Annotated in this window: 11 protein-coding genes and 1 pseudogene; 7 read left to right on the forward strand and 5 right to left on the reverse strand. The window is 60.3% G+C overall.

Annotation, left to right across the window (positions count from 1 at the left end; genetic code table 11):
- The first annotated feature begins 59 nt into the window (after window positions 1-59).
- From KGA88_RS02155 to KGA88_RS02180, 6 genes are all read left to right on the forward strand, one after another.
- Window positions 60-932, forward strand: coding sequence for a DNA/RNA non-specific endonuclease (locus KGA88_RS02155; RefSeq protein ID WP_223588546.1), 873 nt, complete (start codon window positions 60-62; stop codon window positions 930-932).
- A 327-nt stretch (window positions 933-1259) separates the two neighbouring features.
- Window positions 1260-3443, forward strand: coding sequence for an ornithine decarboxylase SpeF (gene speF / locus KGA88_RS02160; RefSeq protein WP_223588548.1), 2184 nt, complete (start codon window positions 1260-1262; stop codon window positions 3441-3443).
- An 85-nt stretch (window positions 3444-3528) separates the two neighbouring features.
- Window positions 3529-4869: a putrescine-ornithine antiporter gene (gene potE / locus KGA88_RS02165; RefSeq protein WP_223588550.1), complete on the forward strand. Its 1341-nt coding sequence runs from the start codon at window positions 3529-3531 to the stop codon at window positions 4867-4869.
- A 48-nt stretch (window positions 4870-4917) separates the two neighbouring features.
- Entirely contained in the window at window positions 4918-5823 is a 906-nt protein-coding gene (locus KGA88_RS02170; RefSeq protein WP_110662412.1) for an amino acid ABC transporter substrate-binding protein, read from the forward strand.
- A gap of 821 nt (window positions 5824-6644) precedes the next feature.
- Window positions 6645-6815 (forward strand): hypothetical protein, encoded by a 171-nt coding sequence (locus tag KGA88_RS02175; protein ID WP_223588552.1) that lies wholly within the window; start codon window positions 6645-6647, stop codon window positions 6813-6815.
- Window positions 6816-6955: 140 nt separating this feature from the next.
- Window positions 6956-7213 carry a hypothetical protein gene (locus tag KGA88_RS02180; protein ID WP_223588678.1) on the forward strand — a complete coding sequence of 86 codons (258 nt, stop codon included), beginning with the start codon at window positions 6956-6958 and terminating at the stop codon, window positions 7211-7213.
- Between the two features lie 362 nt (window positions 7214-7575).
- On the opposite strand, the gene KGA88_RS02185 is transcribed toward KGA88_RS02180, so the two are convergent.
- The 5 genes and pseudogenes from KGA88_RS02185 to KGA88_RS02200 all read right to left on the reverse strand — a co-directional run bounded on the left by KGA88_RS02185 (window position 7576) and on the right by KGA88_RS02200 (window position 13347).
- Window positions 7576-9276: an aspartate:alanine exchanger family transporter gene (locus tag KGA88_RS02185; protein WP_223588554.1), complete on the reverse strand. Its 1701-nt coding sequence runs from the start codon at window positions 9274-9276 to the stop codon at window positions 7576-7578.
- A gap of 368 nt (window positions 9277-9644) precedes the next feature.
- Window positions 9645-10814, reverse strand: a complete 1170-nt coding sequence (locus KGA88_RS02190) for a methyl-accepting chemotaxis protein (RefSeq protein WP_411740830.1) — start codon at window positions 10812-10814, stop codon at window positions 9645-9647.
- 117 nt (window positions 10815-10931) lie between these two features.
- Window positions 10932-11210: pseudogene (locus tag KGA88_RS31685) on the reverse strand (PAS domain-containing protein); the annotation flags it as partial.
- A gap of 139 nt (window positions 11211-11349) precedes the next feature.
- The gene (locus KGA88_RS02195; RefSeq protein WP_223588556.1) at window positions 11350-11895 is read right to left on the reverse strand and encodes an AAA family ATPase; all 546 of its coding nucleotides are present in this window, start codon (window positions 11893-11895) and stop codon (window positions 11350-11352) included.
- 114 nt (window positions 11896-12009) lie between these two features.
- Entirely contained in the window at window positions 12010-13347 is a 1338-nt protein-coding gene (locus tag KGA88_RS02200; RefSeq protein ID WP_223588559.1) for an MFS transporter, read from the reverse strand.
- A 159-nt stretch (window positions 13348-13506) separates the two neighbouring features.
- Here KGA88_RS02200 and KGA88_RS02205 point away from each other — a divergent pair, with 159 nt between their 5' ends.
- Window positions 13507-14073 (forward strand): nucleotidyltransferase family protein, encoded by a 567-nt coding sequence (locus KGA88_RS02205; RefSeq protein WP_223588668.1) that lies wholly within the window; start codon window positions 13507-13509, stop codon window positions 14071-14073.
- The last annotated feature ends 160 nt before the right edge of the window (window positions 14074-14233 follow it).

The following is a 14233-nucleotide window of genomic DNA, read 5'->3' on the forward strand; positions in this document are numbered from 1 at the left end:
ATAAAACCCGCACGGCGTCACCGCACGTTTTCCCTCAATTCCATTCGAAGATTTAACCCATGCACCTACGCAAAATTGCAGTTGGGCTGTCGGCCCTTGTTTTGCTTTCAAACGGGGCGCAAGCCCGCAGCCTGCTGGATCTGCTCAAGCCGCCCACCGCGCAACACGAACAAGTGTCACGCTCGGGCTCGATCAGCCAGCGCGCGGCCCTGGACCTCTACTCGAACAAACAAAAGCAGCCAACGTTTGACGGCTGTGCAGAGCTGTTCCCGGCAGCGAATCCGATCAACACCGCCACCGTGCCTGCATCGATGAAGCCCCTGGCGCTGTGTTCCGACAACTTCGCGGTGTTGTACTCGCAAACCAGCAAGACCCCGCTGGTCGTGGTCGAACGCCTGAATGCGGCCCAGCTGCAGGATGCCAAAGGAGAGGAACGCACCAACCAGTTCTACCCGGACCCCCGCATCCCCAAGGGCGGGCGCGCGGAGTTGAGCGACTACCGCAGCCAGAAACCGGCCGTGGACCGTGGCCATCAATCCCCGGCAGCCGATGCACCGAATCCCAATGCCATGGCCCAGTCCTTTGCGCTGTCGAACATGGTGCCGCAAGACCCGACCAACAACCGCAAGATCTGGAGCAAGGTCGAGGCGGATGTCCGCAAGTTTGCCAAGCGCGCCGATGGCAACGTGTTTGTCTTTACCGGCCCGCTGTTTGACCCAGGCTACTCCACCATCGGCGACAACCAGGTCTGGGTGCCGACGCGCCTGTTCAAGCTGGTCTACGACGCATCGTCCAAGCGTGCCTGGGCCTATGTGCTGCCGAACGCAGAAACCCGTATCCAGAAGCCCATGGACTATGAAACCTTCGTGAAGAGTACCGGGCTCAAACTGCTCGGGAACCTGCCCGTGACAGGTTCAGCAGGGCGTACCTGATGGCTGGATGAGCAGTGCCCCGAAGGCTGGATTCATCCTTTGGGGTGTTTCACTCACGGATTAATAGGGTGCGTGATCGGTGAGAAATAGCGCTTTGGCATTAATACTTAGTGTTTATTAAAGCACCGAAAGACCGGAAAACAGGTTCGGTTACTTCGCCATGAACCCCACGGAAAAGCGGGTCAAGGAAATAAATCCGGCAAGAAGTAACAAATAGTAAAAATGAACTATACCCAATAGGGCAATCGCTCCTGACCCCGGGACTTGGTGCCTTTGAAGTTGATCGTCCCTGGAACTTCAACGTCATTAGACTGAGAGATTCTGGTTATGAACGCCTTGAAAATCGCTGCCAGCGAGGCGGTTCGGGATTGTTTTTTTAATTCCCGTGAAATCGTCCCGCTCGACCAGACTGACTTTACCGATGTCGCGGTTGCCGTGCTCTCGATCGATGATCTGGCAGCCGGTTCGCTGGACGCCATCAAGCGTACCGGCTTCGACATCCCGATCTTCCTGGTGGCCAGGAAGGGCGGCAGCAATCGCTCCCTGGAGGTCTACAAACAACTGCAGGATGTGATTTTGCAGGTCAATGGTGTCTTTGATGTCTCCAGCAATAATGCCCAGTACTACGGCAACCAACTGGAAACCGCCGCCAAGGCCTACGAAGAAAGCCTGCTGCCGCCGTTCTTCGACGCCCTCAAGCACTACACCGAAGCAGCCAATGCGACCTTCGCCTGCCCCGGTCACCAGGGCGGCCAGTTCTTTCGCAAGCACCCGGCCGGTCGGCAGTTTTTCGACTTTTTCGGCGAGACGCTGTTTCGCGCCGACATGTGCAACGCCGACGTCAAGCTCGGCGACCTGCTGATCCACGAAGGCCCGGCGCTGCTGGCGCAGAAACACGCGGCGCAAGTGTTCAATGCGGACAAGACCTACTTCGTGCTCAACGGCACCTCGGCGTCCAACAAGGTGGTGACCAATGCTCTGTTGACCCCCGGCGACCTGGTGCTGTTCGACCGCAACAACCACAAGTCCAACCACCAGGGTGCGCTGTTGCAGGCCGGCGCGACGCCGGTGTATCTGGAAACCGCACGCAACCCCTACGGCTTCATCGGCGGCATCGACGCCCACTGTTTCGAAGAAGACTACCTGCGCGAACTGATCGCCGAAGTCGCCCCGGACAAGGCGCAACTGCCACGGCCGTTCCGCCTGGCGATCATTCAACTGGGCACCTACGACGGCACCGTGTACAACGCCCGGCAAGTGGTCGACCGCATCGGCAAGCTGTGTGACTACATCCTGTTCGACTCGGCGTGGGTCGGTTACGAACAGTTCATCCCGATGATGAAGGACTGCTCGCCGCTGCTGCTCGACCTCGACGAAAACGACCCGGGCATCTTCGTCACCCAGTCGGTGCACAAGCAGCAGGCCGGTTTTTCCCAGGCCTCCCAGGTGCACAAGAAAGACCGCCACATCAAGGGCCAGGCCCGTTATTGCAACCATCACCGGCTGAACAACGCGTTCATGGCCCAGGCCTCGACGAGCCCGTTCTACCCGCTGTTCGCCTCGCTGGATGTGAATGCGCGCATCCACTCGGGCCGCAGCGGCCTGCGCCTGTGGGAAGACTGCGTGAAGTTCGGCATCGAGGCGCGCAAGTTGATCCTCGAAGCCTGCACCATGGTCCGCCCGTTCGTGCCGTACACCATCGAAGGGCGCGCCTGGGAAGACTATCCCACCGAAGAAATCGCCAATGACATCCGCTTCTTCGAGTTCCATCCCAAGGATCGCTGGCACGCCTTTGCCGGTTACGCCGAGAAGCAGTACTTCATCGACCCGTGCAAGCTGCTGTTCACCACCCCGGGGATCGACCCGGTCGACGGCAGCTACACCGACTTCGGCATTCACGCCGGCATCCTCGCCAACTTCCTGCGCGAGAACGGCATCGTTCCGGAAAAATGCGACCTCAACTCGATCCTGTTCCTGCTCACCCCGGCCGAAGACTGGGCGAAGATGACCCACCTGGCCGCGCAGATCGCCCGTTTCGAACGCTTCATCAGCGATGACGCGCCGATGAGCCGGGTACTGCCGGCAATCTACGCGCAGCATCAGGAGCGCTACCGCAACTACACCATCCGCCAGCTCTGCCAGGAAATGCACGACCTGTACCGCCATCACAACGTGCAGCAACTGCAAAAGGACATGTTCCGCAAGGAACACTTCCCGAAAAAGGCCATGAACCCGCAGCAGGCGCAAATCGAGTACATCCGCGGCAACGTCGAGCTGGTGGCGTTGGCGGATGCGGATGGGCGGATCGCGGCTGAAGGTGCGTTGCCTTATCCGCCGGGCGTGCTCTGCATCATCCCGGGCGAAGTCTGGGGCGGCGCGGTGCTGAAGTACTTCCTGGCGCTGGAAGAAGGCATCAACCGCTTGCCGGGTTTCACACCGGAGTTGCAGGGCGTGTATTTGCAGCAGGAAGCCGGACGAACCCGGGCCTACGGTTACGTGCTCAAGGTCTGATGCAGTAGGTGTTAGCCCCTGTCTGGCCGCGTGCTGCACGTCGCCAGGCCAGGTTCAAAACTCTGAACAAGGCAAGGAGTTTGCGATGGCGGATTCAAGCAAGAAAATGGGCCTGATGGGGCTCACGACGCTGGTGACGGTCAACATGATGGGCTCGGGCATCATCATGTTGCCTACCAATATGGCGCAACTGGGCGCCGTCTCGCTGCTGTCATGGATTTTCACCGCGATCGGCTCGATGGCCATTGCCTACTGCTTTGCCCAGTGCGGGGTCTTCTGTCCGCGTTCGGGCGGTTTGTCCGCCTACACCGAGGAAGCCCATTCAAAGTCGGGGTTTTTCCTCTGTTCGTACCTGTACTTCCTGTCCCTGGCTATCGCCAACGTGGCCGTGGCCATCTCGGCGGTGGGCTACATGACGGCCTTCATCCCCTGGCTGGGCACGGGTGCCATTCCACTGTGCGTCGGCACGATCGCGCTGATCTGGCTGACCACCTTCGCCAACTTCGGTGGCCCGGGCATCACCGGCAAGATCGGCGCTTTCACGGTGTGGGGCGTGATCATTCCGGTAGCGGGCCTGAGCATCATCGGCTGGTTCTGGTTCAAGCCCGATGTGCTGGCCGCCGCCTGGAACCCCAATAGCCTGGCGATTTCCGAAGCCATCGGCAAAGCCATCCCCCTGACCCTGTGGGCCTTCCTCGGTATGGAATCGGCGGCCCAGGCCACCGATGCCGTGGAAGACCCCAAGCGCAACGTGCCCCTGGCCTGCCTGTTCGGCACCCTGGGTGCCGCCGTGGTCTATGTGCTCTCGACCACCGTGATCCAGGGCATCATTCCCAATGCCGAGCTGGCCAAATCCTCGGCACCCTTCGCCTTGGTCTACGCGACGATATTCAACCCGATGGTGGGCACTATCGTCATGGCCCTGGCGGTGATGGCCTGTGTCGGCTCGCTGCTGGGCTGGCAATTTACCCTGGCGCAAACCGCGAAGATGACGGCTGACCAGAACCTGTTCCTCAAGCTGTTCAGCAAGGTCAACTCGATGAATGCGCCCGTCGTCGGGATGATCGTCTGCGGCGTGCTGCAGACCTTCATGGCCCTGTCGACCATCTCGCCCGATGCCGCCGCCCAGTTCAGCAAGCTGGTCAGCCTGGCAGCGGTGACCAACCTGATCCCCTATATCACTGCGCTGACCGGCCTGCTGGTGATCATGCACAAGGCCGGGGTTTCGTCGGCGATTCACACGCGTAATGTGGTGGTCTTGCTGATCGCCGTCACCTACTCCTTGTACGCCCTGTATGCCTGCGGCAAGGACGCCGTGATGGGCGGCACCCTGGTGCTCGCTGTCGGCTACCTGCTCTATGGATTCCTCGCCAAGCGCTTCACCGAAGCGCCATCCGCCAACCAGGCCAGGGCCGGTAATCCTTAGGCGTGGCCATCAGGACTGCACAGACATCTGCATACGGGGAAACCGGACATGAACGTACCATTTGCCACAACCACCAGACTGCTGCTGGCCTTCGCACTCTTGACGCTGCCGCTGGTGGCCGGCGCCAACACCCTTGAGCGCGTGCGCAGCAGCCACACTTTTACCTTGGGCTACTTGCCGGACCTGGCCCCTTTCAGCAAGCAGGAAGGCGACAAGGCCAGCGGTTATGCCATCGACCTGTGCCTGAAAATCGCCGACACGCTCAAGCGCGAACTGGGCCTGCCCGACCTGCAGGTGCACTATCAGCCGGTAACGGTTGCGGACCAGGTCAGTGCCGTGAGCCAGGGCAAGGTCGATATCCTCTGCACTCCGACAGCGCCCACCCTGGAACGGCGCAAGATGATCAGCTACTCCATCCCGATCTACACTGCCGGTCTCTCGGTCGTGGTGCGCAACGATGCGGGCGAACCCTTGCTCAATGTGCTCAATGGCAAGGTCGCCAACACCGGCCCGACCTGGCGAGCCAGCATCAACAATGGCCTGGCCAACCAGACCTACGCGACCCTTGAGGGCGGCGTGACCGAAGACTGGATTCGCGAGCAGATGCGCCTGCTCAACGTGATCGCTTCGCTGGTGACCGTGGCCAACAACGACGAGGGCGTCAAGCTGGTTGCCGAGGGCAAGGCCGATGCCTTCTTCTCCGAACGCATGCTGCTGCGCAACGAAGTGGCCAAGGAAGGCGCGGCCAAGAACCTGATGATCCTGGACCGCATCTTCGAGTACTCGCCGGTGGCGATGATGGTGGAACGCAACGACGAAGACTTCCGCTTGCTGGTCGACACGGCCCTGAGTGAGGCCTATTACTCGGGCTTTGTGGAAAAGGCCTACGACCAGTATCTGGGCGGGAGCAACCTTACGGTGAAGAGACTGTTCAGGGTGTATGCGTTGCCCTGATGTCATCGTGAATCAAAGGCCGCTTGCGGGCGTTATGTTGTTCACTTAATACGTGGTGGGGTGGTGTACATATCCGTTGCTGCGGTAACGGCTGCTTTTGGTTCCGCCCTTACGGCGGGTCACTTGGAAAAGCCCCATGTAACCAAGGGCTCTTGCCCCTTTCGTTCGGCCTCTCGATGGGGCAAGAAGATCCAAAGCAAAAGCCAAAGCGAGGCGGCCGACCGGCCTGATTGGGAGCCGTGCGTATTTTTCCCTGTAGGAGCTGGCTTGCCAGCGATGGCGGCCTGACAGCCGACCTGTTTTTTGTTGACTGCGTACATATCCGTTGCTGCGGTAACGGCTGCTTTTGGTTCCGCCCTTACGGCGGGTCACTTGGAAAAGCCCCAAGTAACCAAGGGCTCTTGCCCCTGGCGTTCGGTGCCTCGCTGTGGCTCGGCATGCCCTTGCTCCGGTCCTGCTCCGTGGGCCCGCCGCCATCGGCCATCCATGGCCTAGGGCGGCTAACCCGGCATCCATGCCGGGTTGCCCACTGCGCAGAACCTCCACTCGGCCTCTCGATGGGGCAAGAAGATCAAAAGCCAAAGCAAAAGCGAGGCGGCCTGCTGGCCGGCCTGGTCGATAGCTCGGACGTTTCTACGCTTTGGCTTTGGCTTTGGCTTTGGCTCTGGCTCTGGCTTTTGATCTTGATCTACCTGCCCCGTTTCCAGAGGCCGAACGCAGGCGTTGCGCAGTGGGCATCCCGGCATGGATGCCGGGATAGCCGCGCACGGCCATGGATGGCCGATCGCGGCGGGCCCACGGAGCAATGCCGGAGTGAGGGCATGCCGAGCATTAGCGAGGCACCGAATGGTGGGGCAAAGCCTTTTGGTTCCTTTTCGGCGTTTGGAAAAGGGACTCGCCGTAAGGGCGAAACCATAGGCCGCCGTTACCGCAGCAACGGATATGTACGCGATCAAAAAAAGATTGGCTTTGGCTTTGGCTCTGGCTTTTGATCTTGATCTACCAGCCCCGTTTCCAGAGGCCGAACGCAGGCATTGCGCAGTGGGCATCCCGGCATGGATGCCGGGATAGCCGCGCACGGCCATGGATGGCCGATCGCGGCGGGCCCACGGAGCAATGCCGGAGTGAGGGCATGCCGAGCATTAGCGAGGCACCGAATGGTGGGGCAAAGCCTTTTGGTTCCTTTTCGGCGTTTGGAAAAGGGACTCGCCGTAAGGGCGAAACCATAGGCCGCCGTTACCGCAGCAACGGATATGTACGCGATCAAAAAAAGACTTTGGCTTTGGCTTTGGCTTTGGCTCTGGCTTTTGATCTTGATCTACCAGCCCCGTTTCCAGAGGCCGAACGCAGGCGTTGCGCAGTGGGCATCCCGGCATGGATGCCGGGATAGCCGCGCACGGCCATGGATGGCCGATCGCGGCGGGCCCACGGAGCAATGCCGGAGTGAGGGCATGCCGAGCATTAGCGAGGCACCGAATGGTGGGGCAAAGCCTTTTGGTTCCTTTTCGGCGTTTGGAAAAGGGACTCGCCGTAAGGGCGAAACCCTAAGCCGCCGTTACCGCAGCAACGGATATGTACGCGATCAAAAAAGACATATCGGCTGGAAAGCCGCCTTCGCAAGCAGGCTCACTCCCACAAAGGAGCACTTGGTTTACTTGCGACTGGACCGGTATTGCGGATTGTTTGCCTGAAGCAACAAAACTTAAGTGAACAACATTACGCCTGCGGTCGGCATTTTCATTGGGTACCGCATCAATTGGCAAAGACCATGGCGAAGTAGCCGAGGACCGTCAGCAGAATGCCCGAGACTGCAAACGCGACCGGAAAACCGACCCACGGCACGTTGCTGCCGATCTCCGCCGCAGCCTCAAGACACGGGCCGGAATGACTGCGGGCACCGGCCATGCCACCCATCAGTACCGCCGGATTGATCTTCATCAAGTGATAGCCAACCACCCAGACGGCGAACGGCGGCAGCATGCAGGCGACGAAGCCCACCAGGAAAATCTGCACGGCGAGCATCCCCGTCAGTTGAGCGAGAAGGGTGGCGCCGGCATTGATCCCGACAATGGCAACGAACACCAGCAGGCCGATGTCCTCGAGGATGTTACGCGCTGCGTTCGGCGTATTGCCGAAGAAGCGCAGGCGCGAGGACAGCGACGAGACGATGATGCCCGAGACCATCAGGCCACCCGCGCTCCCCAGGCCGACGGAGGCGCCGAAGGCGGGGAACTGGATCAGGCCGATCAGCAGCCCCAGGGACATCCCGACAAACAACGTCAATAAATCGGTCATGCTGCTGGGCCGGGCGATAACCCCAAACAACTCGCCCGCGCGCTGCACGGCGCTGGACAGGCCGGTGACGAACAGCACGTCGCGACGCTGCAACCGCGTCTCAGGCCCGACGGGCAATGGAACACCGCCGCGCTGGATGCGAGTCAATTGAAGCTGCCCGGCCAGGTCCAGTCCGCGAAACTCCTTGAGCTGCTTGCCGATCACGGTTTTCTCGGTCACCAGGATCTCCGCGTGGTCCAGGGGGACGGCGAGCGCCTTGGCGTCATCGACCTCCGGGCCGATCAGGCCGATGTTGGTGGTCAGGCCTGTACGTGTGCTGCCAAGGGTAATCACATCCCCCAGCTGCAGCTGGATGTCAGGATCGGCCCCTATCGCCTCATCGCCGTGATGCACATTGACGATGCGATACTCCGGGAATCGAGCGAGAAATTCGCGGACGGTCAGGCCGGCAGTCGAACGGTTTTCCAGGCGATAAGCGCGCAACCCGAAGGCCTTGTCAGCGGTGAGGCCGTCGTCCTCCAGATCATGCATCCCATGCTCTTCCTCATAACGACGGGCTGCCGCCTTGGCATCGACCCCCCACCAGCGCGGCATGTATTTGCACATCAGCACGATGCCGACGGTGCCCCAGATGTAGGTGATGCCGTAGGACAGGGTGATCATCGCCGACACCCCCTCGACAGTGTCGCCCGGTGCGAGGTGGACGGCACCCGAGGTAACCGCCTGCTCGGCCGAGCCGATGGCGGAGGACATGGTCGTGGCCCCGGCGAGGATGCCGCCGGCCGCGCCAGTCGGCAGGTTGAAAAGACGCGTGCCCAAGACCACCACGGCCAGGCTGACCACACTGCAAATGACCGCAAGCACGGTGAACTTCAGCCCATCATCCTTCAGGCTATTGAGAAAGGACGGACCGACGCGCAAACCGACCCCGTACATGAACAGGTAGTAGAAGAGGTTCATGGTGAACGTGTCGAGCTTGAACGTGATGCCATAGAGAGAGGCGGCAATGGCGACGCCGCAGCCAACCACGATGGCGCCGCCGACGGTACCCAACCCGTAACCCTTGATGGTGAAGCGGCCAATCAGCACCGCCAGGCTCACCACCAGGAACAGCAACATGTAGGGATTGGCGTTGAGAAACGCGAAGAGTGCCTGCACGGTTTGAATCCCCCGGTTTAGCTATGTTTATACCTGATGCCAGGAAAGCCTCAGGCAGTAGCGTAGCGTGTGAAGCCGAGGGTGTTGAACCAAGTGCCAGATAAGTAACGTCCATGGCTTTTCCTCCCGCTGTGAGGAAAAGCCTGAGCGGACCTTTGCCAAGTTGTCACGACCTTCAGTGGTCGGTCAGACAATCCCGACAAACGACAGGATGAACAGGACGATCACAACAGCACCGACGAGATAGATAATGTTGTTCATGACTTCAGCGCTCCATCTGGATTGGGATGCGAAACAGAGGTGTCTATACAGCTGACACCTTCGCTCGCATTTCCGTTCCGCAATCCATCTTGCCGGGGCGCTGATGACTATCGACTAAAACGCGCAGCCAGGCTGTGCAGGTACTCGGCCATGACTTCCAGGTCCTGGCTGATCGCGGCACCTTGTTTGGCCTGCCCGGCGCTGTGATCACAGAGTTGGGCAATTCGCGTGATCTGTTGGTTGATGTCTTCAGCCACATGGCTCTGTTCTTCAGACGCCGAGGCCATCTGCTGGCTCATGCCGGTAATCCGGGTGACGGCCTGGCTGATACCGACCAGAGCCGACTGCACCGCCTCGACACGCTGCATGCTTTCACGGGAAATCTGCTCGCCACGGCTGGCCGTCGAGACTGCGCGATCGGCACCGCTATACAGCGAAGCGATGATGCCGTGGATCTGTTCGGTGGAGGTGCGAGTGCGTTGTGCAAGGGAACGCACCTCGTCGGCCACCACGGCAAAACCGCGCCCTTGCTCACCGGCGCGGGCCGCCTCGATCGCCGCATTGAGTGCCAGCAGGTTGGTCTGTTCGGCAATGGAGGTGATGACATCCACGACACTGCCGATCGATTGCGTTTCGCTCGCCAATGCATTCACCGCCTGGCCAATCTCGTTGACCGCCGCGTGCATGGTTGCCATGGCGCTCAGGCTTTGCTCCGCCAGCTCAGTGCCCTCACGGGTCAACTGGTCGGCCTGCGACGCGGCATGTGCGGTGCTGATGACGTTTTGGGTGACTTCCTGGATGGTCGCGGCCATCTGGGAAATGGCGGCGGCGGACTGATCGGTTTCACTGCGCTGACGATCCAGCGACTGCGCCTGGGAACCCGAGAGTGCGGATGACTGCGCCGCCTTGGCCTTGACGTTGACCCCGGCATCGACGAGCCGGGACAGGGCTGTCTGCAAGCGCGCTTCCTCACTGAGCATGGCCATGTCCAGGCGACCCTGGGGGCCGTGGTTGTCGCTATAGGTGAGCGCGACCAATGGATCGGAAAAGGCTTTCGGATGCTCGGCCAGGGTGCGCTCGATGGCTCTGCGCTGTCGGGATTCGATCAGGTACCAGGCAATGCCCAGGCTCGCCACCAGGACTCCTTGCGCCGCCGTTTGTGGTAGCCACTGACTGCCCAGCAGTGAGAGCCCGCCAGCCATCAGCAACGGCCAGCCGTGTTGCAGCGGTCTTAGAATCCGCGCACTGCGGGCAACGATCGGCTTGCCGGCGCGCATCCTTGCATAGAGTGCCGCTGCCCGACTGACCTGGTCGCGGCTGGGCAGCGAACGAACCGACTCGTAACCACTCAGGCGTCCGTTTTCATAGATGGGCGTGACGTAGGCACTGACCCAATAGAAGTCACCATTTTTCGAGCGGTTTTTCACAAGACCCATCCAGGGTTTGCCTTGCTTGATGGTGTGCCACATATGAATGAATACCCCGGGAGGCATATCGGGGTGTCGAACCAGGTTATGGGGCTGACCGACCAGTTCGTCGTAGGTGAAACCGCTGATGGCCACAAAGGCGTCATTGCAGTAAGTGATGCGGCTGTCGAGGTCGGTGGTGGAGATCAATCGCTGTTCGGCAGGGAATACTCTTTCATGCTCGGTCACGGGTAAATTCACGCGCATACGGTGCGGCCCCTCGGATTATTATTATGATGTTGAGCATATAAAGCAGACAGGCGCCCAGCATTGCACCGGGCTCGACTAGGAATTTATGGGCGGGGGAGACTGGCGGCGATTCATTCGACGACAATTTCTTGTCATTTCATGACAAGTCCACGATGTCGATTTCAGGCACTGCGGGCAAGCCATGGAGAAAGGCGGCTATCTGGCGGCTACCGCGCAAGTGCACCACAGGAATCCGTGGGCCTATGGTCAGGCGCACCGCCTCGATACCCGGGCGGTAGCCTCGATCGAAATTCCACACGAACTTGAGGAAGGTCAGGAACGCCCGGTCGAGCTTCTCTGTGCAGCCGGCTGCCAGGTCGGGGCGAGGGCGGTTCAAGACGCTGCGCATGATCACCCGGATGAAACAGGTGAGTCGCGGCGTATCGAGCCAGATGATCAGGTCGGCCCGGGGCAGGCGCAGGTCGAAGGTGCGCCGGGCATAGTTGCCTTCACACACCCAGGTATCCGCTGTGATTGCTGCGCTGACCCGCGCGCGGAACTGCCCGGCGTCGGGTTCGATCCAGCCGGGCTCCCAGAACAATGTATCGAGGTGCACCACCGGCAAGCCCAGACGCTTGCCGAGCGCGCGGGCGAGGGTGGATTTGCCGCTACCGGCATTGCCCAGAATTACGATCCGTTGCATGGGAGGGACGTCCTGTCGCGAAAAAAGCCGGCAATTGTGCAGGGTTTTGATGGCCAGTCAACGGCTGTCAAGGAAACCTCACGGATATAGCGCCTGGCCGGCTCGTTTCGTGTTTTAGACCGCAGCGCTCACTCCTGCGCCTTTCTCCTGTGTCGCAACCTCATGCAGGGAAATCCTCGAGGTCTCCGGCAATGCCAGTCCACCCGCCAGCGCGAGCAAGGCCACCGCGATCAGGTAGAACGCCGGTGACAGGTTGCTGCCGGTGGTGCTGATCAGCCAAGTCGCCACCAGCGGTGCGGTGCCGCCGAAAAGGGTGTACGCCATGTTGTAGGTGATCGCCGAGGCGGTGTATCGGGTACGGGTAGGGAAGGTTTCCGAGAGCAGGGCCGCCGTCACCACGCCACACAACACGGCGCCAATCGCCAGGAGCATGACGCCGACGACAGACGCCGCGAACGAGCCGGAGCTGGCCATCAGGAACGATGGATACACGGTCACGATCAGCAGCGCGCATGCCGTCATCACCGTCCTTCGACGTCCGACCCGGTCCGAATACAGCCCCGCCAGCGGGCAGATCGCCGCAGCGAACAGCAATGCGATCAGTGAGACCAGCAACGCTGTGGCGCGACTCAAGCCGCCGGCGACTTGCAGGTAAGTCGCGAAATAGGTGGTGAACATATAAAACGACAGTGCGGTGAGTGACACAAAGGCGCCCAGGCAACAGATCGCCGTCCCATGATTGCGCAAGGTTTCCTTGAGTGGCGAGTGGGCGACGGCATGTTCCTCGGTCACCGCCTGGAATGCCGGTGTCTCATCGAGCTTCCAGCGCAGGTAAAGCCCCACCAGGCCCAGCGGCGCGGCAATCAGGAACGGCAGGCGCCAACCCCAACTGCCCATTGCTTCGGCGGACAATGACGCTTCGAGCGCGTAGGCCACCACGGCGGCCGCGGCGAAGGCGGAAAAGGTCGACACCGGAATGAAGCTGCCGTACCAGGCGCGTTTATCACTCGGTGCATGTTCCATCAGGTAGGCACAGGCGCCGGCGTATTCGCCCCCGGCGGAAAAGCCCTGGGCGCAACGGATCAGCGACAGCAGAATCGGCGCCGCGACCCCGATCGCCGCATAAGTGGGCAGCAGGCCGATCAGGGTCGTCGCACCGGCCATCAACAGAATGGTCATCGCCAGGGTGCGCTTGCGGCCGATCCTGTCGCCCAGCATGCCGAAGAAAATCCCGCCAAGGGGTCGAAACGCAAAGGCCACGGCGAACACCGCAAAGGTCTTGAGCAACGCGGCACTGGCATCGCCACTGGGGAAAAATTGCTGGGCGATGGTCGTGGCCAGAAAGCCATAGACGGCGAAGTCGAACCACTCGACGAAATTGCCAATGCCGGCGGCCACAATCACTCTTCTCAGCGTTTTTGGGCTGACTTGTTCCATAGTTGCGCTCGTCATGCTTGACCTCGACAATTCGTCAGTAAGCTATCGATTATCAGGGCAGGCTCTGCGGCGGCTTACTTCAAAAGTGTCATCCACATAGTCAGCACCGACGTCTTGCCGTTAAATTGCCCGCTGTTCGCCTACCAGGACTTCAACGATTTAAAAGGGATGAAAATGACATTGACTGTCGAAAAACTGATCAGTATCGCAATGACCAACCCGGTAAACGCAGCGCTTGCCGAGCGCTTGCCCGAGCTCGGTCTGCAGCAATGCATGCTCACGGCCGGTTGCCTGTTCCAGGCTGTCTGGAATCATCAGTCACAGCGACCGGTAGCGTGGGGAGTGAAGGATTACGACGTCTTTTACTTCGATGAAGATCTGTCCTGGGAAGCAGAGGATGAGGTCATCCAGCGCGCCGGGCGTCTGTTCGAGGACCTCGGGGTGAACGTTGAAGTCAAGAACCAGGCTCGCGTGCACCTGTGGTACAGACAGCGGTTTGGCGGGGATTATCCTCAGCTTCAGTCGGCCAGGGACGGGATCGATCGCTACCTGGTTGCCGGTACCTGCATGGGTTGGGATGTTGCAACCGGCGAGGTTTATGCTCCTAACGGCCTGGCCGACACAGAGCACGGGCTACTTCGAAACAATCCAAAGAACCCCAGTCCAGACTTGTTCGAGCAGAAGGCGAAAAGTTATCAGGCCCGTTGGCCCTGGCTCAGGATCATCGAGCCCCTCGGTTGAACTGCAGATGAGAGCCGATTGTTGCCTGTTACGCTGTCCACCTGGCATTTATTGGGTTCTTCACGCAATCCCGGGGAACACCAAAACGCAATACCTGTAGGAGCCGGCTTGCTGGCGATGGACTGTAGGAGCCGGCTTGCTGGCGATGGACTTGAGTGCA

The organism is Pseudomonas sp. A-R-19 (genome assembly GCF_019956575.1).
Lineage (GTDB): Bacteria > Pseudomonadota > Gammaproteobacteria > Pseudomonadales > Pseudomonadaceae > Aquipseudomonas.